Annotated in this window: 22 protein-coding genes and 1 riboswitch; of the genes, 16 read left to right on the top strand and 6 right to left on the bottom strand. The window is 35.9% G+C overall.

Annotated features, from left to right (window positions below; genetic code table 11):
• Positions 1-13 precede the first annotated feature (13 nt).
• Complete coding sequence (holA, locus tag Q0E20_RS02485; RefSeq protein WP_295995793.1) at positions 14-994, top strand: DNA polymerase III subunit delta; 981 nt, start codon at positions 14-16, stop codon at positions 992-994.
• Between the two features lie 2 nt (positions 995-996).
• Entirely contained in the window at positions 997-4,722 is a 3,726-nt protein-coding gene (locus Q0E20_RS02480) for a PolC-type DNA polymerase III (RefSeq protein WP_295995791.1), read from the top strand.
• 114 nt (positions 4,723-4,836) lie between these two features.
• Here Q0E20_RS02480 and poxB read toward each other — a convergent pair whose 3' ends face one another.
• The gene (gene poxB, locus Q0E20_RS02475) at positions 4,837-6,582 is read right to left on the bottom strand and encodes a ubiquinone-dependent pyruvate dehydrogenase (RefSeq protein ID WP_295995788.1); all 1,746 of its coding nucleotides are present in this window, start codon (positions 6,580-6,582) and stop codon (positions 4,837-4,839) included.
• 246 nt (positions 6,583-6,828) lie between these two features.
• A riboswitch (FMN riboswitch) is annotated at positions 6,829-6,944 on the top strand.
• A 70-nt stretch (positions 6,945-7,014) separates the two neighbouring features.
• On the opposite strand from poxB, the gene ribD reads away from it, so the two are divergent.
• From ribD to Q0E20_RS02430, 9 genes are all read left to right on the top strand, one after another.
• Complete coding sequence (gene ribD, locus Q0E20_RS02470) at positions 7,015-8,235, top strand: bifunctional diaminohydroxyphosphoribosylaminopyrimidine deaminase/5-amino-6-(5-phosphoribosylamino)uracil reductase RibD (RefSeq protein WP_295995786.1); 1,221 nt, start codon at positions 7,015-7,017, stop codon at positions 8,233-8,235.
• Positions 8,216-8,872, top strand: coding sequence for a riboflavin synthase (locus Q0E20_RS02465; protein WP_295995783.1), 657 nt, complete (start codon positions 8,216-8,218; stop codon positions 8,870-8,872). Before ribD ends, Q0E20_RS02465 begins: the two co-directional genes overlap by 20 nt.
• A 17-nt stretch (positions 8,873-8,889) precedes the next feature.
• The gene (locus Q0E20_RS02460; protein ID WP_295995780.1) at positions 8,890-10,092 is read left to right on the top strand and encodes a bifunctional 3,4-dihydroxy-2-butanone-4-phosphate synthase/GTP cyclohydrolase II; all 1,203 of its coding nucleotides are present in this window, start codon (positions 8,890-8,892) and stop codon (positions 10,090-10,092) included.
• A gap of 51 nt (positions 10,093-10,143) precedes the next feature.
• On the top strand, positions 10,144-10,605 hold the full coding sequence (gene ribE, locus Q0E20_RS02455; RefSeq protein ID WP_295995777.1) for a 6,7-dimethyl-8-ribityllumazine synthase: 462 nt from the start codon (positions 10,144-10,146) through the stop codon (positions 10,603-10,605).
• Between the two features lie 16 nt (positions 10,606-10,621).
• Positions 10,622-11,500, top strand: coding sequence for an Hsp33 family molecular chaperone HslO (gene hslO, locus Q0E20_RS02450; protein WP_295995774.1), 879 nt, complete (start codon positions 10,622-10,624; stop codon positions 11,498-11,500).
• A gap of 148 nt (positions 11,501-11,648) precedes the next feature.
• Positions 11,649-12,443: an S-methyl-5'-thioadenosine phosphorylase gene (gene mtnP, locus Q0E20_RS02445; RefSeq protein ID WP_295995771.1), complete on the top strand. Its 795-nt coding sequence runs from the start codon at positions 11,649-11,651 to the stop codon at positions 12,441-12,443.
• A gap of 43 nt (positions 12,444-12,486) precedes the next feature.
• Positions 12,487-13,545 (top strand): S-methyl-5-thioribose-1-phosphate isomerase, encoded by a 1,059-nt coding sequence (mtnA, locus tag Q0E20_RS02440; protein WP_295995767.1) that lies wholly within the window; start codon positions 12,487-12,489, stop codon positions 13,543-13,545.
• Between the two features lie 97 nt (positions 13,546-13,642).
• Positions 13,643-14,887 carry an adenosylhomocysteinase gene (locus Q0E20_RS02435; protein ID WP_295995765.1) on the top strand — a complete coding sequence of 415 codons (1,245 nt, stop codon included), beginning with the start codon at positions 13,643-13,645 and terminating at the stop codon, positions 14,885-14,887.
• Positions 14,888-14,959: 72 nt separating this feature from the next.
• Positions 14,960-16,243 (top strand): amidohydrolase, encoded by a 1,284-nt coding sequence (locus Q0E20_RS02430; RefSeq protein ID WP_295995762.1) that lies wholly within the window; start codon positions 14,960-14,962, stop codon positions 16,241-16,243.
• Positions 16,244-16,325: 82 nt separating this feature from the next.
• On the opposite strand, the gene Q0E20_RS02425 is transcribed toward Q0E20_RS02430, so the two are convergent.
• Positions 16,326-17,072: a class I SAM-dependent methyltransferase gene (locus Q0E20_RS02425; protein ID WP_295995759.1), complete on the bottom strand. Its 747-nt coding sequence runs from the start codon at positions 17,070-17,072 to the stop codon at positions 16,326-16,328.
• 124 nt (positions 17,073-17,196) lie between these two features.
• Between Q0E20_RS02425 and Q0E20_RS02420 the strand changes: the two genes are divergently transcribed.
• The 3 genes from Q0E20_RS02420 to Q0E20_RS02410 all read left to right on the top strand — a co-directional run bounded on the left by Q0E20_RS02420 (position 17,197) and on the right by Q0E20_RS02410 (position 19,892).
• A complete protein-coding gene (locus Q0E20_RS02420) occupies positions 17,197-18,132 on the top strand; it encodes a DUF1848 domain-containing protein (protein ID WP_295995756.1) in 936 nt (311 codons plus the stop codon).
• Between the two features lie 105 nt (positions 18,133-18,237).
• Entirely contained in the window at positions 18,238-19,137 is a 900-nt protein-coding gene (locus Q0E20_RS02415) for an HAD family hydrolase (protein WP_295995951.1), read from the top strand.
• 11 nt (positions 19,138-19,148) lie between these two features.
• Positions 19,149-19,892 carry a DUF4241 domain-containing protein gene (locus Q0E20_RS02410; protein ID WP_295995753.1) on the top strand — a complete coding sequence of 248 codons (744 nt, stop codon included), beginning with the start codon at positions 19,149-19,151 and terminating at the stop codon, positions 19,890-19,892.
• A gap of 92 nt (positions 19,893-19,984) precedes the next feature.
• Here Q0E20_RS02410 and Q0E20_RS02405 read toward each other — a convergent pair whose 3' ends face one another.
• From Q0E20_RS02405 to Q0E20_RS02395, 3 genes are all read right to left on the bottom strand, one after another.
• The gene (locus Q0E20_RS02405) at positions 19,985-20,134 is read right to left on the bottom strand and encodes a hypothetical protein (RefSeq protein ID WP_295995749.1); all 150 of its coding nucleotides are present in this window, start codon (positions 20,132-20,134) and stop codon (positions 19,985-19,987) included.
• A 204-nt stretch (positions 20,135-20,338) separates the two neighbouring features.
• Positions 20,339-20,953, bottom strand: coding sequence for a phosphatase PAP2 family protein (locus Q0E20_RS02400; protein WP_295995746.1), 615 nt, complete (start codon positions 20,951-20,953; stop codon positions 20,339-20,341).
• Positions 20,954-21,117: 164 nt separating this feature from the next.
• Positions 21,118-22,479 (bottom strand): VanW family protein, encoded by a 1,362-nt coding sequence (locus tag Q0E20_RS02395; RefSeq protein WP_295995743.1) that lies wholly within the window; start codon positions 22,477-22,479, stop codon positions 21,118-21,120.
• A gap of 112 nt (positions 22,480-22,591) precedes the next feature.
• Here Q0E20_RS02395 and Q0E20_RS02390 point away from each other — a divergent pair, with 112 nt between their 5' ends.
• Positions 22,592-23,602: a site-specific integrase gene (locus tag Q0E20_RS02390; protein WP_295995741.1), complete on the top strand. Its 1,011-nt coding sequence runs from the start codon at positions 22,592-22,594 to the stop codon at positions 23,600-23,602.
• Between the two features lie 78 nt (positions 23,603-23,680).
• Here the strand turns inward: Q0E20_RS02390 and Q0E20_RS02385 are convergent, their stop codons facing one another.
• Positions 23,681-23,983 (bottom strand): LysM peptidoglycan-binding domain-containing protein, encoded by a 303-nt coding sequence (locus tag Q0E20_RS02385; protein ID WP_295995738.1) that lies wholly within the window; start codon positions 23,981-23,983, stop codon positions 23,681-23,683.
• Between the two features lie 223 nt (positions 23,984-24,206).
• On the opposite strand from Q0E20_RS02385, the gene lexA reads away from it, so the two are divergent.
• Positions 24,207-24,884 (top strand): transcriptional repressor LexA, encoded by a 678-nt coding sequence (lexA, locus tag Q0E20_RS02380; protein ID WP_295995736.1) that lies wholly within the window; start codon positions 24,207-24,209, stop codon positions 24,882-24,884.
• Positions 24,885-25,225 lie beyond the last annotated feature (341 nt).

The following is a 25,225-nucleotide window of genomic DNA, read 5'->3' as shown; positions in this document are numbered from 1 at the left end:
AGGAGGACTAGCGATGAATCAAGTATATCTAATCTATGGTAATGAACCACAACTCATAGAAGAAGAGAAACAAAAGTTTTTCTTATCTCATAAAAATCTAGATGTGCGCGTATTGTATGATGAAGCAGGTCCTTCCAAAATATCAGAACAATTGATGGAGGATTCTTTATTTGGCGATGCCAAGGTATTTTGTCTTATCAATCTACCTATCTTGAAAAAAGCAGGCCAAAAAGAGAGTCAAGAATGGGATGCACTGGCCGAGTTACTGATGAATTATACCGGTGATAATCCAGTACTTATTATCTATCACGATATGGTGGACAAACGATTAAAACAAAATAAAAAGATATTAGAATCTATTCCTAATAAGGAATGTAAACGATTAGAAGGCGATGATTTATTGATGTGGATTCGTCAGTATTGCACATCTAATGGATATACGCTGACGCCTGATGGATACGATTATGTATCTCATCTATTGGAATTATGGCAAGATGTGCCAGTTGCGTTTATGCGTACTGAGTTTGATAGATATTTTTTGTTATTAGGTAATCACAAGAAAATCGATAGGTCCTTTTTAATGGAACATAGTAGTAATTATGGGGCTAAAAATATTTTTACCTTTAAAGAGGCATTATTAAAACAAGATGTGAATACTTTATTAGAATTATTTCCGTTTATGTTTAGCTATAAAGAAATTGATCGAGCTATGGGCTATATTGAAGGACAGTTGCGGCTTCAATTATTAGTAAGCGAATGTCGTGCCGCAGGTATGACAGCTAAACAGGTAGAAAATTTTTGTAAAGAAAATGGGGCCTCTTATAAACCGTACCCCATAAAACTAGCCTATGAAGCAAGTTCTCGTATTTCTATAAAGGCTTTAAAAGCACTCTTAAAAGGATTATATGAGGTGATATTAGATAGTCGCACAAGTAAAGGGGATATGTGGCGATTTAGGGATTTATGTTTGACCTATTGTGGGTATAAGGGATAAAAATGAAAGTACGTTATCGAGTAGTACCAAAACAGAATAGTAAACCTGCTTTCTATGTGAATTGTGATGATAAACAGGTAACCATTCAAGCAGCAGATTCAGCGTTTAAAACATTGGTGTCATTACAAGAACGATTAGCTGCTTGGTACAAAGAAAAAAATATTTCCTTTGATACAATTCCTACCAATGCAACTACGTCTTGCTGCTTTGCGTGGAAGGTAGATGACGAGGATGAAGAATTTGCACCGTACTACTATGCAGGTGGTTGTGGTGTAGGTGAATTTATTGAAGACGTTGAAGCGCATCGACAAAAATTAGAGGAAGAAAACATGCCAGAGAGAGGCAAGTCCTTCGCTGGTAATAATGATGATGAAATTGATTATGCAGATGAGTTTGTGCCATTTATGGATGCGGTGGAATTGGACTATTTTAATCCAGATTCCACATCGTATGAGTCTGTAACTACAAGAAATCCATCTATATCTAGCAGCTCATCATCTACGTCTTTATCTAATGGAAAATCACAACACAAAGGTGGTAAGAAATATCCTCAACGTGCTCCTAAGGATGCGCCTACTGATGAGGGTATGATTTTAGGTCCACGTATTGAAGGCACAGCTTCTAGTATTATGGGAACCGTAGAAACACAAAGTGTCATCTTTGAAGGTGTGTTCGTTGGTCTTGATAAACGCGATACTAGGACTGGTAAAAGTATCGTCAATGGCAGTATTGTAGATGATACGAACAGTATGAAGTTTATCAAATTTACAAATAGTCCGGAAGAAGGGGATGCCTTATTAAAGCAATTAAAGAAATTGCAAAAGGTGCGTGTTCAAGGTAGTGTCAACTTTGATGATCGATTTGATAAGGACTACATTTTATCTATACGTAGTATCGAAGCTATTGAAGAAGACAATACAAATGAACGGACAGAAAATAGGCCAGATTCTCGTGTTGAACTCCATTTACATACGAAGATGAGTGATAAGGATGCACTCGTATCGATTAAGGATTTATTTAAAACCGTCAAAAAATGGGGACATCCTGCGGTTGCCATTACGGACCATGGTGTTGTACAAGCCTTTCCAGAGGCACAAGCACTGGGGAAAGAGTTAGGGGTTAAGGTTATTTATGGCGTTGAAGGTTATCTTGTAGATGATGCGGATTTAGAAAAGGAATTATCCTTAGATGTTGTAAAACGAAAAGATGAGGCGCCTCGTTATCATATTATTTTGTTAGCTCAAAATATGGTAGGCTTACGTAATCTGTATAAAATGATTTCCATATCCCATTTGGAATATTATAAACGGAGACCTCGTTTACCTCGTTCTATCATTGAAGAGCATCGTGAAGGTATTCTCATAGGGTCTGCCTGTGAAGCTGGTGAATTAATGCAGGCTATCGTTAAAGGGGCCTCTAAAGAAGAGCTATTAACAATTGCGTCATTCTATGATTATCTTGAAATTCAACCACATACAAATAATACATTCTTGATTCGTAAGGGTATTGTACCAGATGAACAAGCTCTTATTGATATGAATAAGACTGTTATTGAATTAGGAGATGCTCTTAATAAGCGTGTATGTGCTACGTGTGACGTTCATTATTTAACGCCAGAGGAAAAAATATATCGTGAGATTATGTTAACAGCTTGTGGGTTCCCCGATGCGGATGAGCAACCTGATTTACATTTACGTACTACTGATGAAATGTTAGCTTCATTTCCATATTTGAGTGAAGAAAAGGCGTATGAGGTCGTTGTTGCAAATACACGGGCTATCAACGATAGTATTGAAGATATTAAACCAGTGCCAGATGGTACATATTCCCCTAAAATCGAAGGGGCTGATGAAGCTTTCACAGAAATGTGTTATGTAAATGCGAAGAAGATTTATGGTGATCCATTACCTCGTGTTGTACAGGAACGACTAGATTATGAACTCGATTGTATCATCAGCAATGGTTATGGTGTTCTATACTATATCGCACATAAGCTGGTAAAAAAATCGCTAGATGATGGATATCTCGTAGGTTCTCGTGGTTCTGTAGGTTCGTCCTTTGCAGCGACAATGTCGGAAATTACGGAAGTAAATCCATTGCCACCTCATTATATTTGCCCTGAATGTAAGTGGTCGGAATTTTATGAAAATGGTGAATACGCCGGTGGATTCGATTTACCACGCCGTGATTGCCCTAATTGCGGTCATCCATTACAAACGAATGGCCATGACATTCCATTTGCCATTTTCCTTGGTTTCGAAGGTGATAAAGTTCCAGATATTGATTTGAACTTCTCTGGTGATTACCAAGCGAAGGCTCATAAATACACGGAAGAATTGTTCGGTCGTGATAATGTATTTAAGGCGGGGACTATTGGTACTATTGCAGATAAGACTGCATTTGGGTATGTAAAGAAATATGCGGAACTTAGAAATATTCAGGCTCGTAGTGGATTCCTTGAACACCTCGCAAAAGGCTTTACAAATGTAAAAAATACGACAGGACAACATCCAGGTGGTATTATGGTTTGTCCTCGTGATATGGATGTGCATCATTTTACACCGATTCAACATCCGGCAAATAAAAAAGAGAGTGGCGTATTAACGACTCACTTTGATTATCACTCTATAGAAGGTCGTATGACAAAACTCGATATTCTGGGGCATGATGATCCGACGATTATTCGTATGTTAGAGGATTTGACCGGTATTGATGCAAAAACGATTCCTTTTGATGATCCTAGAACGCTAAGCCTATTCTCTTCTACAGAGGGGATTGGATTGACCCCAGAACAGTTACAAGGGGACCAAGTGGCTAGTCTTGCCGTACCGGAATGTGGTACAAAATTTGTACGGGGCATGCTGGAAGATTCACGGCCGCAAACCTTCTCTGACCTTGTTCGTATTTCTGGGTTCTCCCATGGTACGAATGTATGGCTCGACAATGCACAGGAACTTATTAAAAATGGCACTTGTAAATTGAATGAAGCTATTTCTACCCGTGATGACGTAATGAATTTTTTAATTCATCGTGGTATGAATAAGAAAAATAGTTTCTTTGTCATGGAAAATGTTCGTAAAGGGAAGGGCATTGAAAAGAGAAATAAACAAGGGCAAGCAACTACGGAATTTGAAAAAGAAATGCGAGAAAATAATATTCCTGAATGGTTTATTGAGTCTTGTAAAAAGATTTCTTATCTATTCCCGCGTGCCCATGCGGTTGCTTATGTTATGATGGCTTTCCGTATTGCGTGGTTTAAGGTATATCATCCGTTGGCTTTCTATGCTGCGTATTTTTCCATACGTGCAAAAGCCTTTGATTTACGGATCATGACAGGTGATTTAAATACACAATTGAAAGAATTTAATCGTATCAAAGCTCTCGACCGTAGTGCCAGTCCTAAGGAAAAGGATTTGATGTCCGCTTTAGAGGTATCTATGGAAATGTATCAACGAGGCTATCGATTTATCAATGTAGATATTCAACATTCTGGTGCTCGTCGCTTTAGCATTAAAGATGGAGCTCTATTACCACCATTCTTGGCTATCGATTCGCTTGGTGAAACCGTTGCTGATGCAATTGTAGAAGAACGGGAGACAAAACCGTTTACATCCTTAAAAGATTTGCAGCGTCGTTGTAAGGTTTCTGCTACCATCATCGAAACGATGAAAGAGCTTAAATGCTGTGGTGATTTACCAGAAGATGAACAGATGTCTTTGTTTGGTTAAATTGTAATAGTTATAACTATAAGTGATTACATATGCGTAGAAAAAAGGTGTCATCATTTGATGACACCTCTTTTTTGAATATTTTGTTACTTATTTTTGTAGTTTTGGTAACTTTTAGTATAAGGATTTATATTTCATCCAATTCGTCTTTGCCATTTCCTTGAGTTCTGTACCACGGCCATCAAGAATTGCATTAATCAAGTATTTACTAAAACCTTTTGCTTGTTGGTAGGCAATTTTAGGAGGCATAGCAAGTTCTTGCTTATCTACACGGACATTGATAATGACAGGGCCTTCATTATAATTTAAAGCTTCTTTGATTTTTTCATCAACTTCACTAGAATTTGTAATGCTAATGCCTTTGATGCCAGCTGCTTTAGCAAGTTTACCAAAGTCAGGGTTTACAAAGTCCGTAGCATAATCTAGGTAACCAGATGCTTTCATTTCCATGGCAATGAAGCTAAGTTCTTCATTGTTGAATACGAATACTTTTACAGGAAGATTTAATTGTTTCAATGAAAGCATTTCGCCCATCATCATTGTAAATCCACCGTCACCGGAAAGGGAAATAACTTGGCGGTTAGGACATGCATTTTGAGCACCTATTGCATGCATCATTGCATTAGCCATAGAACCATGGTTGTATGAACCGATGATACGACGTTTGCCATTTGTTTGGATATGGCGTGCTGTCCAGATAACTGGAGTGCCTACATCGAAGGTAAAGATAGCATCATCAGCAGCTAATTTATTAAGGCGATTTACAAAATATTGAGGGTGAATTGCTACGCCATCTTGTTCGGCAACGGCATAGCCATCTAAATCATTGCGAAATTTAGTATAGGCCTTGCGAATCGTATCGATAAATTCTGTATCATTTCGTTGCGTAAGGTGAGGTAGTAATTCCTGTAATGTATCTTTCACAGAACCAAAAATGCCTTGAGTTAATGGAACACGTGCACCAAGTGCTGATGGATTGATGTCTACTTGAATTACGTTAGCCTTTTCAGGGTAGAACGGACGGTATGGGAAATCGGTGCCTAGCATAATGAGTGTATCACATTGTTCGATAGCACGATATCCAGATGTATAACCGAGTAATCCTGTCATGCCTACATCATAAGGATTATCCCATTCAACCCATTCTTTGCCTCTGAAAGCATGCACTACAGGGGCATGTAATTTAGATGCAAGTTCAACTACTTCGTCATGTGCACCGGCACAACCAGCTCCGCAGAAAAGTGTAATACGTTTGCCATTGTTAATGTGTTGAACCATCTCTAAAATATCTTCTGCTTGAGGAATTACGCGTGGTAGTTTAGGTGCATGCCAGGTAGGTAGTTCATCAACCTCTGTTTCCATAACGGCTACATCACCTGGTAGAACAATTACAGCTACATCTCGATTGCCAACAGCAGCATTCATTGCTCGGAATAAAATTTCAGGCATTTGTTTTGGATTAGAAACGAGTTCACAGAAACAAGAGCATTCTTTAAATAGATTTTCTGGATGAGTTTCCTGAAAATAGTTGAGACCTACTTCTGACTGTGGGATATGAGAGGCAATAGCAAGTACTGGTACACGGTTTCTATGACAATCAAATAAGCCGTTGATTAAATGGAGGTTACCAGGTCCTGAGCTACCAGCACAAACGGTTAACTTACCTGTTAGTAAAGCTTCGGCACCAGCTGCAAAAGCAGCAGACTCCTCATGGCGCACATGTTCAAATTTAATTTTTCCATTACGTCTTAAACTATCATTTACCGAGTTTAGACTATCACCAGTGATACCATAAATTTTATCAATACCTGCGTTGGCTAATATTTCTATTATAACGTCTGAAATACGTTTTTTTGACATACTATCACTCCTTAGTAATAATGAAAATTAATTAATATTTATTTTTAACTTACAAATAAATTCTAGTACTTCATAATTTCTTATTATGTGATAAATATCACAAATTTATATATGAATCACTTAAAATAATATTATATCAAACAATTTAATTTATTATCATAAGTTTTAATAATTCTTCTCATTAATTACTGTATAATCTTGCGAAAATATTATAAAAGTGATACTATTAGTACATAAATTAATATGATAAGTCTTTGGGGATAGGTGAAATTCCTTACCGGCGGTTATAGTCCGCGAGCCTTTTGGCATGAATCGGTGTAATTCCGATACCGACAGTAAAGTCTGGATGAGAAAAGACGATACTACATGATTTCATGTGTATGTTTGATGCTCCAAGGACTATGTGTATAGTCCTTTTTTTATTGAGGTATTATGATGAACGACGAATTATATATGAAACGTGCCATTCGTCTTGCAAAAATGGCAACAGGACATACATCGCCAAATCCTTTGGTTGGTGCCGTCGTAGTAAAAGATAATACAATAGTTGGTGAAGGATATCATCATAAGGCCGGCGAAGCCCATGCCGAAGTACATGCCCTAGATGTAGCCGGTGAACAAGCTAAAGGGGCTACCTTATATGTAACTCTTGAGCCCTGTGCGCACTATGGAAAGACACCGCCTTGTGCAAAACGTGTTGTAGAATCAGGTATTACTCGTGTCGTGATTGGTAGTACTGATCCTAATCCTTTAGTAGCTGGTAAGGGAATTCAAATACTTGAAGCGGCTGGTATTTCTGTAACTACAGGTATATGTGCGGATGAATGTATTAAGATGAATGAACATTTTTTTACGTTTATTCAAACTCATAAACCATTTGTTACTCTTAAAAGTGCGATGTCTCTTGATGGTAAAATAGCTACATTCACAGGTGAGTCTCAATGGATAACGAATGAAAGTTCCCGTAAGGATGGTCATGTGCTACGCGCATCTCATGATGCAATGCTTGTTGGTATTGGCACTATATTATCTGATGATCCATTGCTAAATTGTAGACTAACTAAAGATGAATTATATAAATCGATTATCGACATGTATGATGAGCCCTTAGATAATACATTAGAGGTGCATCAGCCAGATATTATTATTTTGGATAGTCAAGGGCGTACGCCAACGGATGCAAAGGTATTTACGATACCCAATCGAAAGGTTATCGTTTATGTAGCGAAGGGGTGTTCAAAACAGCGTAGGATTGATTTAACTAATGCTGGAGCGATTGTAGAGGAACTCCCAACAAAATCTGCGCGTCAAGGACGTACCACTGATGTAGCTATCGATATTAAGAAGATAGATATTCAAGCGTGTTTGGAACATCTTGGGAAACAAGGATACACATCAGTGCTTGTTGAAGGTGGTTCCACCATTATCAGTTCTTTTGTCGAATTGTTGGCCTTTGATAAAATTGTTACCTATATAGGCAATCTTGTCATTGGCGGAACGAATAGCACCTCAGCAGTTGGTGGCACTGGTTTTCCTACATTACATGATGCACCTACACTTGAATTTGCTAGTTCTCGAGTACTAGATAATAATATTCGTATAGAATCCTATCGTTTAGGAAGGGAGGGCTCCTATGTTTACAGGCATCGTTGAAGAGGTTGGTAAAATAGTAAGCGTTAAAAAAGGTGCCCAATCCTTATTATTGACGATTGGTGGCAAGATAATTTTTGATGATTTAAAAATCGGCGATTCTGTAGCGGTTAATGGCGTATGTTTAACTGCTACATCAATTAGTAATCATCAGTTTACAGCAGATGTAATGCCTGAGTCGATTAGTATGACGACGTTTACCAATTTAAAGGTAAACCAACCCGTAAATCTTGAACGAGCGATGGCGGCTAATGGAAGATTTGGTGGTCATATTGTGGCTGGTCATGTGGATGGTACAGGTCGTATTGTTAATATGAAACGCACAGATAACGCTGTTATTTTTACAATTTCAGCACCAAAATCGATTATGGATTACGTTATTTATAAAGGATCCATTACAATCGATGGCATTAGCTTAACGATTATGGAGAGAACAGAATCAACCTTTTCTGTATCTATTATTCCCCATACATTAAGCGAAACTGTACTAGGACATGCGTCAATTGGTACAGAGGTAAATTTAGAAACAGATATTACAGGCCGTTATATTCGTCATTTTATGACATTAGATGAGCCTATACATACAAGTAAGTCACAAAAATCCATAGAATCTTTATTAGTAGAGAATGGATTTATGTAAAAGGAGGAGTTGTCTCCATGAATTATACATTGAATACAATTGAAGAAGTTCTTCAAGATATGAAAGTTGGTAAACCTGTTATTATCGTTGATGATGAAAGTAGGGAAAATGAAGGAGATTTAATCATCGCTGCCGAGTTTGCTACTCAAGAAAACATAAACTTCTTTGTTAAATATGCACGTGGCATCGTATGTACACCAATGAGACGAGAAGCGTTAGAACGTCTCGGTATTTCGGCTATGGTTACGAAAAATACGGATAATCATGAAACAGCCTTTACTGTTACCGTAGATCATGTAGATACGACAACGGGTGTATCACCAGCAGAACGGGCATATACGATTCAAAAATTATTAGATCCAAATGCAAAACCTGCTGATTTCCGTCGACCTGGCCACGTATTTCCATTGGTATATAAAGAAGGTGGTGTTCTCGTACGCCAAGGTCATACAGAAGCATCTGTAGATCTTTGCCGTCTTGCTGGTTTACAAGAGGCTGCTGTTATCTGTGAAATCACTAAAGATGATGGAGATATGGCACGTTTGCCAGATTTAATAGAATTTGCTAAGGAACATGATTTAAAAATTGCATCCGTAGCAGAACTCATTGAATATCGTAAACAACATGAAGATATGATTGAATTGGGCGCTTGCTCCCAATTGCCAACAAAATTTGGTGATTTTAATATTTTTGTATTTAAAAATGATTTGGATCATAAAGAACATCTTGCAATCGTTAAGGGCGATGTACAAGATTGTGAAGATGTGCTAGTACGTATTCACTCTGAATGTTTAACAGGTGATGTGTTTGGTTCTAAACGCTGCGACTGTGGTGAACAATTAGAAAATGCATTACGCTCTATCGAAAAAGAAGGAAAAGGCGTTGTCGTGTATATGCGTCAAGAAGGCCGTGGTATTGGCTTAACAAATAAAATTAAGGCTTATGCATTACAAGAACAAGGCTTTGATACGGTAGAAGCGAATGAACAATTAGGTTTTCCTGCAGATATGCGTGAATATTCCTTAGCGGCTCAAATTATTCGATTCCTAGGTATTAAGAGTATCCGTTTATTGACGAATAACCCTGAAAAACGCCATGGATTAGAACATTGGGGAATCGATGTACACAAACGTGTACCTCTCATTATTCCTGCAAACAAATTTAATGCAGGCTATTTAAAAACAAAAGAAGAAAAAATGGGACATATGTTAGAAGACTAATATTTCTTTCGTTATATAGACATTTAAGCTAAATTTATAGGAGGCTATAACATGATGGTTCAAGAAGGTAATTTGGTTGGTACTGGTAAGAAATTTGCTATTATCGGTTCTCGTTTTAATGAGTTTATTACATCTAAATTAATTGGTGGTGCTGAAGACTGTTTATTGCGTCATGATGTTAAACAAGAAGATATTACAGTCATTTGGGTTCCTGGTGCTTATGAAATTCCGTTGATTGCAAAAAAAGCAGCTGTATCTGGTCGTTATGATGCTATTATTTGTGTAGGTGCCGTTATTCGTGGAGCCACTACACATTATGACTATGTTTGTAATGAAGTTGCAAAAGGTATTGCTCACGTTTCTTTAGAAACAGGTATCCCTGTTATGTTCGGTGTCGTAACAACTGAAAATATTGAACAAGCTATTGAACGTGCTGGTACAAAAGCGGGTAATAAAGGTTACGATTGCGCTATGGGTGCTATCGAAATGGTTAATCTTATCAATCAAATCTAGTATAAGGAAAAATAGAATGGATTATATTAAACGTTTTACTACCCGTGAAGGGGTACGTATGTCATTAGCAGTTACTACGGATACGGTAGAAACTGCTCGTGTACGTCACGATTTGTGGCCTGTAGCAACGGCTGCTTTAGGACGTACTATGACGGGAGCCATCTTACTGGCAGGTGATTTTAAAAATCATGAAAATGTTAGTCTTAGAATTAAAGGTGATGGTCCGTTAGGGGTTGTACATGTAGATGCATTTTCTGATAATACAGTTCGTGGATATGTGGATGAACCACATGTAGATGTACCATTAAAACATGCTGGAAAGTTAGATGTAGGTGCTGCTGTTGGTCATCATGGAGAGGTACAAGTTACAAGATTTACGAAACTAGCTCAGGATTATACTTCTACGAGTCCTATTCAAAGTGGTGAAATTGCAGAGGATTTAGCATATTATTTATATACATCTGAACAGGTCCCATCCACTATCAGTTTGGGAGTTTTAGTAGATCCAGATTATCACACGATTGTAGCTGGTGGTTTTATTGTACAAGCGTTACCAGATGCTACTGATGCCGCATTAGCAATGGTAGAAAAAAATATCAATGAATTAGGACCTGTAACAGAATATTTAAAAGAGCATCCAGATGGTCAAGGCCTTGTAGAAAAAGTACTAGATGGTCTCACTGTTAATGAAGTTTATAATCAGCCAGTATCTTTTAAGTGTCGTTGTAGTCGTGATCGTTTTGCGAGTGTTCTTATGACTTTGAGAGAAAATGATAAAAATTCATTGTTAGAAGATGAAATTACAGAGTTAGTCTGTCATTATTGTAATGAAAAGTATCATTTCCCTCGAAAAGAATTGGAAGATATGTTTACACCTAAAGGACCTATTCAATAATTGGTATAGTCGTATAAATGATTAGTATTGAACTGACTATAATTAGTAAATTATTCATAAAATATACAGGTTATAGTATTTTTCTATAGCCTGTTTTATTATTATGTGCGAAAATAGATTAATAGAGTATTTTTAATAGGAGGCAACTATGAGTGCAATCGGTGTTATTGGCGGAACAGGTGTTTATGATCCGTCTATATTTGAAAATATTCATGAAGAATCTTTGATGACTCCTTATGGTGAAATTGATTATGTACAAGGTACATATAAAGGAAAAATTGTAATTTTTGTGGCCCGTCATGGTAAAGACCATACGATTCCTCCACATAAAATTAATTATCGCGCTAATATTTGGGGGTTAAAAAAGCTAGGCGTTAAATTTATTATTTCCACAACAGCTGTAGGGTCATTAAATAAAAATTTTGAACCTGGCCATTTTGTATTAACAGATCAATTTCTTGATTTTACAAAAAATCGTGTTACCACATTTTATGAAGGTGGCGATCGTCCAGTAGCACATTTGGATGTAACCAATCCATATTGCCCTGAACTTCGTCAAATTATTGAAACCGTAGGTAAAGATCAAAATCTATCTATTCATAATGGTGGAACTTATGTATGTACAGAAGGGCCACGTTTTGAAACACCTGCGGAGATTAAGATGTTCCACATGCTTGGTGGCGATACCGTAGGCATGACGAATGTACCAGAGGTTAATTTAGCAAACGAAGCGGAAATGGCGTATACTACAATTTCTATGATTACGAACTACGCAGCTGGTATTTCTGAAAATGCTCTAACTCACAGTGAAGTAGTTGAAATGATGGGGGAAATGGCATCTCAATTGAAAGCCCTTATTTTAGGAACGATTGAGGTTATTGATATAAATGCAGACTATGCAGCTCATCATCGTATGGCCGAATATGGCGGATTTAAATTATAAGAGATTGTATCCATTTTGATATGACAATGTGGAGGGAGGTCTCATGAAAAATATTGAATGGCGTGATGGTACGCTCATTTTATTAGATCAAACAAAATTGCCAACTCATGTGGAATATATACATTGTACCGACTGGCGACAAGTGGCAGAGGCAATAAAGATGCTTCGTGTCCGTGGAGCTCCTGCTATCGGCGTCGCTGCTGGTTATGGTCTTATTTTAGCAGCTGTGGAGGCGAATCGTTTAGAGGTTCCTTTTTCTGAACAACTATCAACTTTTTATGAGTGGAGTGAAGAATTAAAGGAAACTCGACCGACAGCGATTAATTTAGCGTGGGCGGTTAATCGTGTTATAGCGATTGTAAAAGCCGGTCCCTTTGCGTCTATGCATGAAATTATAGACCGCATCATAAAAGAGGCTATTGTTATCCATGAAGAGGATGTAAAACTCAACACACATATGGCTATTAATGGGGCCACCTTATTTAAAGAAAAACAGAATTTACGAATCTTAACGCATTGTAATGCTGGTGCTTTAGCGACAGGTGGTTTAGGTACTGCACTTGGTGTGATTCGTAAACTACATGAACAGGGCCAATTGAAAATGGTGTACGCCGATGAAACACGTCCATTATTGCAAGGAGCCCGTTTAACGGCTTTTGAACTCCATGAAGATGGCATTCCTGTTACATTAGAGACAGACAATATGGCGGCCTATGCAATGCAACAAGGACTAATCGACGCTATTATCGTCGGTGCCGATCGGATTACAACGGAAGGTGATGTAGCCAATAAAATTGGTACCTACGGATTAGCAGTACTTGCAAAATTCCATAATATTCCATTTTATGTGGCAGCTCCATATAGTACATTTGATTTTACACTCAAAGATGGTAAGGATATTCCTATTGAAATGCGTGCTGATGATGAAGTGTTAAACTTTCAAGGGGTGCCATCTGCGCCTACAGGTATTCATGTATTAAATCCTGCTTTTGATGTAACTCCTCATGATTTGGTTACTGCCATTATTACTGAGGAAGGTGTATTAACACCTGATTATCAAGAGTCCATTACTCGTTTACAATCGATTGTGAGAACGAAATAGTTTTCATGATGGGTTTAAATATATAGTATAATTATTAAAAGTAAGTTTTTTCAACAACATGTATATAATTTATTAACTAAAGAATGAAGGAGTATATATGCAATCATTAATTAAAGATATTAATCTCGCAGCTGAAGGCCGTAAAAAAATCGACTGGGTTTCTAATTTTATGCCTACACTAAATACATTAGGCGATCGTTTTGAAAAAGAACAAACTTTCAAAGGTCAAACGATTGTTGTTTCTGTTCACTTGGAAGCTAAAACTGCATACCTTGCAACTGTTTTAAAACGCGGTGGCGCTGATGTTATTGTTACAGGCTCAAACCCTCTTTCTACACAAGATGATGTAGCGGCTGGTCTTGTAGATATGGGCCTTACTGTATATGCTTGGTATAATTGTACTGATGAAGAATATTTTATGTTCCTTAACAAAGCGTTGGATCATAAACCTCATATTATCATTGATGATGGTGGGGACCTTGTTAACCTATTACATACTACACGTACTGATGCAAAAGAACGTTTGTTAGGTGGTAGTGAAGAAACGACAACTGGTGTTCATCGATTATATGCATTGGAACATGCTAAACAATTGACATTCCCTATGATTGCTGTAAATGATTCTAACTGCAAATACTTATTCGATAATCGCTATGGTACAGGCCAATCTGTATGGGATGGTATTATGCGTACTACAAACCTTACAGTAGCAGGTAAAAATGTTGTTGTTGCTGGTTATGGCTGGTGTGGTAAAGGCGTTGCTATGCGTGCGAAAGGTTTAGGCGCTCACGTATTTGTTACAGAAGTTGATCCTATTAAAGCTATTGAAGCAGTTTTCGATGGCTTTACTGTATTGCCTATGATAGAAGCTGCTAAAATCGGCGACATTTTCTGTACTGTAACAGGTTGTAAAGATGTTATTGTAAAAGAACATTATGAAGTAATGAAGGACAAAGCCGTTCTTTGTAATGCTGGCCATTTTGACTGTGAAGTAAATGTACATGATTTAGAAAAAGTAGCCGTAAGTCATGAACGTGTTCGTCAAAATATCGAAGGCTATACAATGTCTGATGGTCGTAAAATTTATGTATTGGCAGAAGGTCGTCTTGTAAACTTAGCAGCAGGTGATGGTCATCCAGCTGAAATTATGGACTTATCTTTTGCTATGCAAGCATTGGCTGCAGAACATGTATTACATAATGGTAAAAACATGGAGCCTAAAGTATATGTATTGCCTCATGAACTTGATGAAGAAGTGGCAAAAATTAAGTTACACTCCATGGGATATGATTTAGATGCATTAACACAAGATCAAATTGATTATTTAACAAAGGTAAACTAATATAATCGTTAGCTTGAACGTGAATTTAACCGAGTCTATTTTGACTCGGTTTTACCTATGCAAGGAGGCATTATGTCAGATTTATTAATTACCAATGTAGATGTTCTTACCGACAACGGAACATTAAAAAATCATGCCGTTGAAATTGAAAATGGTTATATTACTGCTATATTAACTGCAGAAGAAGCAAAATCTGTAGAATCAAAAGAAACATTAGATGGAAAAGGGCAGTTGGCTGCACCAGGACTTGTTAATACACATACGCATATTGCAATGGGTTTATTCCGTAATTATGCGGATGATTTAGAGCTTATGGATTGGCTTGAAACTGCCATTTGGCCAACAGAAGCTAAGTTAAATGATGATTTGGTTAAATGGGGCACACAACTAGGCATTGCAGAAATGCTACGTTCTGGTACAACCACTTTTAGTGACATGTATTTCTTTATGAATACAACAGCTGATGTAGTGAAAGAAACCGGTATTCGTGCTGTATTGTCCCGTGGTCTTGCAGGTGTTTCTCCTACAGCTGATCAAGCACTTGTGGAAAATGCAGATTTGTTCCGTACCTATCATGGTTATGATAACGATCGCATCAAGGTTCTATTAGGACCTCATGCGCCATATACTTGTCCAGATGCGTACATGGAAAAGGTCATTGCTTTATCTCATGAGCTTAATTGTGGGATTCATATGCACTTATCCGAAACTAAAGGGGAAGTAGAGAATGTTATGAAAGCGACTAGTAAGACACCAATTGCTCATATGCATGACTTAGGTTTATTCTGGAATACTACATTGGCAGCTCACTGCGTACATGTAACAGAAGAAGATATGGCTATTATGGCTGAAAATAATGTAGCCGTAGCTCATAATCCACAATCTAATTTGAAATTAGCTAGTGGTATTGCGCCTATTCCTGAAATGATAGAAAAAGGCATTACTGTAGGTCTTGGTACAGATGGTTCGGCATCTAACAATAATGCGGATATGCTTGAAGAGGTACGTCTAGCAGCAACATTACATAAGGCTCGTCTATATGATCCTAAGTCTATTCCTGCACAAGCGGCTTGGAACATGGGGACTGTAGAAGGGGCCAAAGCTCTTGGCTATAATGATCTCGGCAAGATTGCTGTTGGTCAACGTGCAGATATCGTATTATATGATGTATCAGGTATGCATTGGATGCCTCGTTACAACGATGTAGCTGCACTTGTATATTCAGCTAATAGCTCTGATGCGAATACAGTTATTGTAGCCGGTAAGGTTCTTATGAAAAATAAAGAACTATTGACTATTGATGAAGAAAAACTGCGTAACGAAATCGGTAAGGCTCAAGAGTATTTTAAAAACTAAGATTATATACCTCATATAATGAAAACCCACTCATGATATATTTCATAGAGTGGGTTTTGTGTTGTCTAGCGTAATACGAATTCTATTTAATAGCTTTCACCAAAAACATAGGCACTGGGATATAAAATTCATCCTCTTCTGCATAGATGCGAGGTCCTACAGTTGAATCTATCGTTACAGTAGCCTCATAAGATTCTAGAAGCTGTTTATCCCATTCAGGACGATCTGTACCGCTGATAGATAACATATGATAAATGGTGTGACATTTTTCTAATAATTCAGATTTGATATGTTCATGCGCATTGTGAACAGATTGGGGTAGATGGTGATGATTTTTAGCGTGTTCTGCATCGTAATTTAGAATCATGCCACCAGATTTAAGAACACGTAACCATTCCTTATACGCCATATCTGGATGTGGTAAATTCCATGTTACATTGCGAGCCACAATAATATCAAAGGTATTGTCATCAAAATCTAGATTTTCGGCATCCATAACAGCAAATTGGGCTGTACTACCAACAGATTGAGCTAATAGTTTAGATTCTTCGATCATGTTAGGCGTTATATCAATACCTGTCACTGTATGTTCTAGTTGAGATAGAATAATGCTGAAAAAACCAGCACCACAACCTATATCTAATATATTTAATGAATCAGACACCTTTATATGATTTAATAGTTCATCACGCCATAATAAAAGCTTAGGGCTTTGCAATTCTTTTTCACGCAATTTGCGGAAATCCGCTGCACGCTCAGTCCAATAGGATGTAATAAATGTTTTATCATCTTCTTTAGGATGAATAATATGATTAAATGAATCGTTCATAATAGCTCCTTATTTTTTACTATTTGAATAGTATCATATCCATAGTGCTATTCCTATGAAATATTTAACAAATTGGCAGTTTTAGATATAATAGAATAAAATTATACAGAGAAAGGGAATTGCTATGATTTTACAGACAGGGCAAAGAACTGATATCCCTGCCTTTTATGGACAGTGGTTTATCAATCGTATAAAAGCTGGTTTTGTAGATGTACGTAATCCTTATCATCCTAATCAGATTACACGATATATGATTAATCATAATACAGTTGATGGTATTGCTTTTTGTACTAAAAATCCTCTACCATTTATACAGTATTTGTCGTATATTGCTGACTACCATCAATATTGGCATATGACTATTACGCCTTATGGTACTGATATAGAGCCTTATGTGCCAAATTATGAACAGGTTATAAAAGGGTTTACAATGATTAGTAACAGCCTTAACCCTCAATCAATGGTATGGCGTTACGATCCAATTATTATCAATCACAAGTATTCTATTGATTTTCATTGTGAAAGTTTTTATAAAATGTCCAAATCACTAGAAGGGTATACGGATACTGTAGTAGCAAGCTTTTTAGATATATATGATAAGGTTTTACGAAATTTTCCAGAAGGAAAACGACCACCTAAAGATAGGCAAATAAGTTTAATGAAGACCTTGGTGGATATTGCTAATCAATTTGGAATGACCTTAAAAACATGTGGTGAAGGGAATACTTTCAAACATATTGGTGCTGATACGAGCGGCTGCCTCACAGTAAATTGCTATGAACGGGCATGGAATGTAAAATTAAAGGTACCTAAAAAAAGACCTGCGCGAACTGAATGTAATTGTTATTTACATGGCGATATAGGTGCGTATGATACATGCAGTCATTTTTGTCGTTATTGTTATGCGAATACTAATCAGAGCGCAGTTCGCAGAAATAGAATAAATCACGATCCTCAATCTTCATTATTGATTGGACATATACATCCTAAAGATACTATAAAAATTAGTACTGCTTCTAAATATAATATTCCTGTCCAAAACAGTCTTTTTGATGTATAACAGTGGTAAACATATTATTATATTGTTGCTATCAAATTTTCTTGTTAACGAAGCTTTTCTAGAATGTATATAAGTAGAGAACTGTTTAGTAAAAGGAGGTGTCTTATAATTACCTATAAAAACCAATCATCTGCAGAATCTGATTTACCCGTATTAGCAATTTGTTATGATTTCGATAAGACCTTAACACCTGATGATATGCAGGCACAAGGCTTTATCCAATCTGTTGGCTATGATGAAGAGCAAATCAAACAGTTCTGGCAAGAATCTAATCAACTGGCTAAGAAAAATGATATGGATAATAACTTGGCTTATATGTACAAGATGATTCAAGAAGCAATAGGCCGTTTTTATGTAACTCGAGAAAAGCTTATGGAATATGGCAATCAAGTGGAACTATATGAAGGTGTTCGCACTTGGTTTGAACGTATTCGTGAATATGGTTTAGAACACGGTGTACGCATTGAACATTACATCATATCTTCTGGCTTAAAAGAGATGATTGAAGGCACTGAAATGGCAAAAAATGGAGCTTTCAAAAAAATCTATGCCAGTGCATTTATGTTTGATGATAAGGGTGTAGCTGTTTGGCCTGCACAAGCGATTAATTATACAAATAAAACTCAGTTCTTGTTCCGCATACAAAAAGGCGTATTAGATATAAATGATGCCGGTGTAAACGATTATATCCGACCTGAGGAACAACGAGTGCCATTTCGCAACATGATTTATATAGGTGATAGTGATACAGATATTCCTTGTATGAGTCTTGTTAATGTTAATGGGGGCCATTCAATCGGTGTCTACGATCCAGATAATAAGAATAAAGACAAAGTTTATAAAATGATGCAACATCATCGTATTCGTTATTACGCAGCGGCTGATTATACAGATGGATCTGATTTAGATACTGTAGTTAAACAAATAATCCAGAAAACAGCTGCTTATGAAGCGTTGGAACAACAATATATACGTAACAAACATGAGGCAGAATTACATAGATAGGAGTTTTTCTAATGAATACTCAGGATATATCCAAAGAATGGATAGATACATTTAATCATTTAGGTAGTGAAGGTAAACTAAATGCTCCTGTAAATTATCATGACATATTTAATATGAATGAGTTATTTGGCAAAAAAATATATACTTTACCAATGGGACATATAACATTGCCTACAGGACATATTGTTGTTTGTGATCCTTTAACACATTTATCTGCTGTTGATAATAAAATGTATATACGTACTGTAGAACCAGGTACATATCCAATTGAAACAAAGGTTGCTGAACTAGATACAGATTATTATCGTTATGTGTTAACGAGAGTTTTATTTAAGAATACAATTCCTGTACAGTATGAATTAGCCCTTAAAGGTCATGAGGATTTGAGTGAATTAGAAGATGGGGAAAGCTATATTGGTTTTCCTGTAGATTCAGGATTAGCTACTATTGTTGATGAATCTACAATACATGTATATAAAGAATTTGATCGTCAATGGTATGAACAATACCCAAATGGCAATATATACGATGACTATTTTGATGAGTTATTTAAATTGAATGCTATAGCTTATCCTAAATTTCAACGACCTGGTGGCGATTGGATTAACTTTAAAATACCAAATACCGATTTATATGTACCGATGATACAATCTGGATTTGGTGATGGATTATATCCTGTATATTGGGCGTTTGACGAAGTAGGTGATATATGCCAAATTATTATAGAATATATCAGCTGTAGCCCAAATGATTAAAACGGATTTAATAAGAATATGATTCTATAAATATAAAATAAGGCACCTAGCAATATGCTAGGCGCCTTTAGTATATTCGTATTATATAATTGTTAGATGCCAAAAACCCAGTTAATAATAACACGTAAACAACTCAAACCAACAACCATTTCTGCAAGAAATCCTAGTGAATGTTCCATGCCATTTCCAAGGTTTTTTAAACTGCCAATTTTAGCTTTACTTACAATATCACACCAGCACATATGATGTCCTCCCTTGAGAGATAATATGATAAATTTACATAACTTATATGACTATTTTACATCTTTATTTGATTTATTTCAATATATATATTTAAATAAGTGATATAATAATTTATATTACTTCCGATAACGATAATTTATCGGAAGTAATTAAAGGTATAAAAACTGGGCCTAAGCTAGGCCCAGTCAATACTTTCAAGGTTTTTAGTTTTTACGTTTAAATGTATATGGTTCATATTCCACTTCGTTTTTACGACCAATCCACCAAGACCATAACGCTTTTGCAATTTTCCATGCAATGCAACCTACGATGATACCTAATACTAATCCAGTTAATACATCTGTTGGATAATGTACAAATAAGTATACTCGTGCAAATGCTACTACACATGCACCAATTAACGCTATAACGCCCCAGAATCTCTTTGTTGGATAGATATTACTCAATCCTAAGTATAATGCTGTTGCAGCCGCAAATGAGCCAAAACTATGCCCTGATGGAAATGAATATGTTGTTGCTGCTGGTGGCGGTGCTACTAATGGTACATTAGGGAAATCTACAAATGGTCTTAAACGCGCTACATGAGGTTTTAAACCTTGGTCGCCTATGATAAATACCAATACTAAGGAAATGAACATTCCAAGGCCGATAACGCGATATTTCTTTTGAATCATTAATATAATAGAAATTAAGATCCATAAAGCACCTGCACTTGTTATTTTGGATAACCAGTACATGATTGGTGTTAAATAGGAACTGATAAAATGTTGTTGTATATAAAATATGACTGTATGGTCGAATTGTAAAATTGTATCCATAGTGAACCTCAACTTATGATTTTAATTGATAATTATTGAGAATGAAATGTGTAATTTTAGCGTTTTTAGGTATAAACACCTTACTACAAATTAAAATAATAGCCTAATCTATGCATTAGGTCAATAGATTAGGCTATATTTAATAGAATGTTAATATTTAAAGTCTATCTTTTAGGTTTACTTTTCGATGAATTTTTAGTATTAGACTCTGATGATGCCTGAGTATTTTTTATAATAACTGTATCGACAGGATCATATGTAGATTCGTATATATCCGTGGTAGTTACCCAATTACTGTAGGTAATTGTGCGGTATGTGTTAATTCTAAATCCAATATGTCCGTATTCAATAACCTCTTCATTTAAGGAATTGTCAAATTTAGTAATTGTTTGATTTGGAATGTCGGTGCGATCGCCAACACTGATGGATACAGATTTTGGCATATCTTCTGGAACTCCTATAATATATATAGTTAATTGACCATTATTCATAATGCTTAATACATAAATATCATGTGCATAAGGATTTTTAAATTGAAAGTCTAAATAGCCGTAAGCAACGGTTGCATCACGTCCGGCAGGAATATAGCTGACCGGTTCAAAATGAGGCGTCCGTTCGATAATATTCATGCCAGATAGTAATGCAGCATTAAATAATGTAGAGCTAACCTGGCAAATACCACCACCAATACCTGGCACTAGTTTACCATCAACAATAACCGGTGCATCATCATAGCCAGCTTCTGCAGTGCGTTCACCGACAACGTCATTAAAGGAAAAAACCGCGCCTGGTTTCACTAATGTACCGCTAATTTTAGTTGAGGCTAGTTCAATATTATGTGTTCTATTGGTGTTAGATGCATCAAAATTGGTAGTATAACTACCAAGAACGGCTGTTAATGGTTTTACATCATCGTTTGTAACACGCACTGTATCTTTAGAGGTAAATTCTATAGAAATATTGTCAAAATCATTTTCGTCCAGTTTAGTTTTTAATTGTTTAATTGTCTCATCGATATCAACACGTGTTCCTTCTTTTGAAGGCGTCATCTTGACTTGACCATTTTCAACCGTTAATAACGCATCATGACCAGATACATCGATTTGCTTCGCTAATTCTGTAAAATAAGCTTTAGCTGTTACCTCATCAAGTTTATATACAGGATTTATATGTACTTTATAAATAAAAGCAGTGATCCTATGCAAGATGAGTGTTTTTAAATCATCTTCATAACCGTAGGTAAAAATACTAGATTCTGTGCTATCTGTATCAAGCGTAATTCCTAAATCTTTTACTTTTACTTGTTGTGTACCTTGATTTGGAATTGTTATAGTAATTGTCTTATTATTACTAGCCTCTGTATGAATTAAGGAGCTAACAGCATCTCTAGAATATCCAGAGATATCTTGATCTTCATAATACAGGCCAGATGTAATTGTGCCATCCGTCGGATTTAATGTGCAACCACTAGTAAATAGACAAGAACCGATTAATACACTACATAATAATTGTTTTAAGTTCATCATTATATCTTTCAAATAAAATTCAAGAAATTTTGTTCAAAATCATCTAATTATAGCATAATTCCATGTTTCTATGTGATACAATAATAGCATAGTGTTAGTAAAAGGATTATATATGTCACAGTCTAAAGAAGATAAAAAACATTTTTATTTGCGTCATAATGATGCATTAATGAATAGTAAAAAATTATCTATGAAAGCTAAACAAAGTATTTTACTTTCCAAGGCTGAAAATACAGTAAATGCTTATGAATCAGATTGGGATGACTTTGTTGATTGGTGCAATTATCAAAAGATATCTTATTTTCCGGCAACACCAGAAACCATTGTTAATTATGTAAATGATCTAGCTGATTATGCAAAGGCGAATACAATTGCTCGTCGTATCAGTGCTATTTCAGAAAATTATAATGCCTCTGGAGCTCGAGAAAATCCATGTATGGCTCCCATTGTAAAACAAGCTTTACGCGGTATACGACGCTTAAAAGGAACTTTTCAACAGGGAAAAACGCCCATATTGCTTGATGATATAGAAGATATTTTAGAGTGTATGGATTCTATTGATATTCCTAATATTCAAAAAATCAGAGACAAAGCTATTTTGCTTATTGGTTTTATGGGAGCTTTTCGACGTAGTGAAATTGCAGCATTAACAGTGGAAAATTTAAAGTTTTCTCCACAAGGTCTTGAAATATTTATTGCCTCATCTAAGGCAGACCAAGAAGGTCAAGGTGCTATTGTAGCGATTCCTGCCTTACAAGACTCACCATTGGATGCTGTACGTGCTTTAAAAAAATGGCTTGTTATTAGTGGTATTACTTCTGGACCTGTATTTAGAGGATTTACTAAATCAATGTCATTAAGAAAAACAGCTATTTCTGATAAATCAATTGCAGAAATAGTAAAAAAATATATTTCTCTTATAGGACTGGATCCTACCATGTATGGAGCTCATAGTTTACGTCATGGTTTTGCCACAACAGCAGCAGCATATGGAGTAGAAGAACGTAATATAATGCGTCAGACACGTCATCATAGTGTTAATATGGTACGACGTTATATTAATGAAGCAAATAAATTCGTAGACAACCCTATTTCTACAATTTTTGCAAAGCGTTTTAAATAAGGCTTTATAATAGGAAAATAGCTAGTATTGATTATCTTCAGTTTAAAGGTAATCTATACTAGCTATTTTCCTATATATTTAATTTTGAGCCATATAGTCCATAGCTCTTGTTGGACTATCAGTTTTATATACAGGAACTTTTATTTTTGTTCCTGGTGTTAATGTTCCAGAACTAGAAATATTGTTTAGTTCTTTTACTGTATGAACTACTTCACGTACATCCATATTAGAACCCGTTGTTCGGGATGCTATATCCCATAAGGTATCACCTGCTCTTACAGTTACCTCTTGTACATTATGAGATTCCATTGCTGGAGTTGTTTGTTGATAACCTATTACCATTGCAAAACATATGCTAAGCATAATCATAATATGTTTCATACTACATTACCTCTTTTATATATCGAACATAAAATTCAGAACATTTGTTTGTCTACAATGAAATAATAGCATACAAACGGATGTTCGGTCAAGTGTTTTAGAACAAATGTTTGCAAATGTAATAAAATATCTATATAATAAGCATAGAAAGTAAATTATTAGAGTATTATATATTATTTATACGTTTATATATTTTACCATTATATATATTTGGAGGTTTTTTGTGAGACGCCCAGCTACTGATATTAATACAAAACAACGTCGTATTTTAGAGTTTATTAGAGATTCTTTGCATAATGAATATCGTTGCCCTACTGTTCGAGAAATTTGTGCTTATGTAGGTTTAAGTTCTACATCCACTGTTCAATCTCATCTAAATACATTAGAAAAATTTGGTTATATTAAACGTGATCCTAATAAAAATCGTGCTATTACTATTTTAGATGATGCTAAACCTAGTGTTTCCGTATCTAGTGATAGTCACGAAACTACGAGCTCCGAAAATTTTGAGTTTTTGGGTACTGGCTTAAAACAAGTGCCTCTTATTGGTACTGTTCAAGCCGGTACACCGATTACAGCTGTTGAAAATTTAGAGACAACATTGACACTACCTGTTCAACTAACAGGAGATTCTGATTGTTTTATGTTACGTGTTCAAGGCGAATCTATGATTAATATTGGTATGTATGAAGGTGATATGCTTATTGTACGTCATCAAAATACTGCTAATAATGGTGATGTAGTTGTTGCTCGTATTGATGATGAAGCGACTGTAAAACGATTTTATAAAGAAAATGGTCATATTCGTTTACAACCTGAGAATGATGATTTTAGTCCGATTATTGTAGATGATTGTCATATTGAAGGTCTCGTAATTGGTCTTGTTCGAGACAGAATATAAAAAATGATACTATATAACAGCCCCACAAAAATTAATTATAATTTTTATGGGGCTGTTTATTATATTGCCATTATATATTTATTCTGAAAGATTTTTTCTACGTATACTTGTAAATATAGCACCTGATATATTATGCCATACGCTGAAAATCATGAATTAACAGTAGACTAGAGTATAGTTAAAATACTATCTCCAAGTGCGATTATATCAGGGTTATAGGACAAAAAGTGTTGCTATTTTAGTCCCAGAGATTGGTAAATAGGCGATCATAATTATGCAAATCACTCCAAACAATAGCATCACCCCAAGTCGGAATAGAAGCTTCTAACCTAGATTGTTCA

This window comes from uncultured Veillonella sp. (genome assembly GCF_934230905.1).
Lineage (GTDB): Bacteria > Bacillota > Negativicutes > Veillonellales > Veillonellaceae > Veillonella.
This window is presented reverse-complemented; position numbering and strand designations above follow the sequence as displayed.

What these genes read in the sequence shown, in the direction of transcription:
- holA (WP_295995793.1), top strand. Translation starts at nt 14, where the DNA reads ATGAATCAAGTATATCTAATCTATGGTAATGAACCACAACTCATAGAA.
- Q0E20_RS02480 (WP_295995791.1), top strand. Translation starts at nt 997, where the DNA reads ATGAAAGTACGTTATCGAGTAGTACCAAAACAGAATAGTAAACCTGCT.
- poxB (WP_295995788.1), bottom strand. Translation starts at nt 6,582, where the DNA reads ATGTCAAAAAAACGTATTTCAGACGTTATAATAGAAATATTAGCCAAC.
- ribD (WP_295995786.1), top strand. Translation starts at nt 7,015, where the DNA reads ATGATGAACGACGAATTATATATGAAACGTGCCATTCGTCTTGCAAAA.
- Q0E20_RS02465 (WP_295995783.1), top strand. Translation starts at nt 8,216, where the DNA reads ATGTTTACAGGCATCGTTGAAGAGGTTGGTAAAATAGTAAGCGTTAAA.
- Q0E20_RS02460 (WP_295995780.1), top strand. Translation starts at nt 8,890, where the DNA reads ATGAATTATACATTGAATACAATTGAAGAAGTTCTTCAAGATATGAAA.
- ribE (WP_295995777.1), top strand. Translation starts at nt 10,144, where the DNA reads ATGATGGTTCAAGAAGGTAATTTGGTTGGTACTGGTAAGAAATTTGCT.
- hslO (WP_295995774.1), top strand. Translation starts at nt 10,622, where the DNA reads ATGGATTATATTAAACGTTTTACTACCCGTGAAGGGGTACGTATGTCA.
- mtnP (WP_295995771.1), top strand. Translation starts at nt 11,649, where the DNA reads ATGAGTGCAATCGGTGTTATTGGCGGAACAGGTGTTTATGATCCGTCT.
- mtnA (WP_295995767.1), top strand. Translation starts at nt 12,487, where the DNA reads ATGAAAAATATTGAATGGCGTGATGGTACGCTCATTTTATTAGATCAA.
- Q0E20_RS02435 (WP_295995765.1), top strand. Translation starts at nt 13,643, where the DNA reads ATGCAATCATTAATTAAAGATATTAATCTCGCAGCTGAAGGCCGTAAA.
- Q0E20_RS02430 (WP_295995762.1), top strand. Translation starts at nt 14,960, where the DNA reads ATGTCAGATTTATTAATTACCAATGTAGATGTTCTTACCGACAACGGA.
- Q0E20_RS02425 (WP_295995759.1), bottom strand. Translation starts at nt 17,072, where the DNA reads ATGAACGATTCATTTAATCATATTATTCATCCTAAAGAAGATGATAAA.
- Q0E20_RS02420 (WP_295995756.1), top strand. Translation starts at nt 17,197, where the DNA reads ATGATTTTACAGACAGGGCAAAGAACTGATATCCCTGCCTTTTATGGA.
- Q0E20_RS02410 (WP_295995753.1), top strand. Translation starts at nt 19,149, where the DNA reads ATGAATACTCAGGATATATCCAAAGAATGGATAGATACATTTAATCAT.
- Q0E20_RS02405 (WP_295995749.1), bottom strand. Translation starts at nt 20,134, where the DNA reads ATGTGCTGGTGTGATATTGTAAGTAAAGCTAAAATTGGCAGTTTAAAA.
- Q0E20_RS02400 (WP_295995746.1), bottom strand. Translation starts at nt 20,953, where the DNA reads ATGGATACAATTTTACAATTCGACCATACAGTCATATTTTATATACAA.
- Q0E20_RS02395 (WP_295995743.1), bottom strand. Translation starts at nt 22,479, where the DNA reads ATGATGAACTTAAAACAATTATTATGTAGTGTATTAATCGGTTCTTGT.
- Q0E20_RS02390 (WP_295995741.1), top strand. Translation starts at nt 22,592, where the DNA reads ATGTCACAGTCTAAAGAAGATAAAAAACATTTTTATTTGCGTCATAAT.
- Q0E20_RS02385 (WP_295995738.1), bottom strand. Translation starts at nt 23,983, where the DNA reads ATGAAACATATTATGATTATGCTTAGCATATGTTTTGCAATGGTAATA.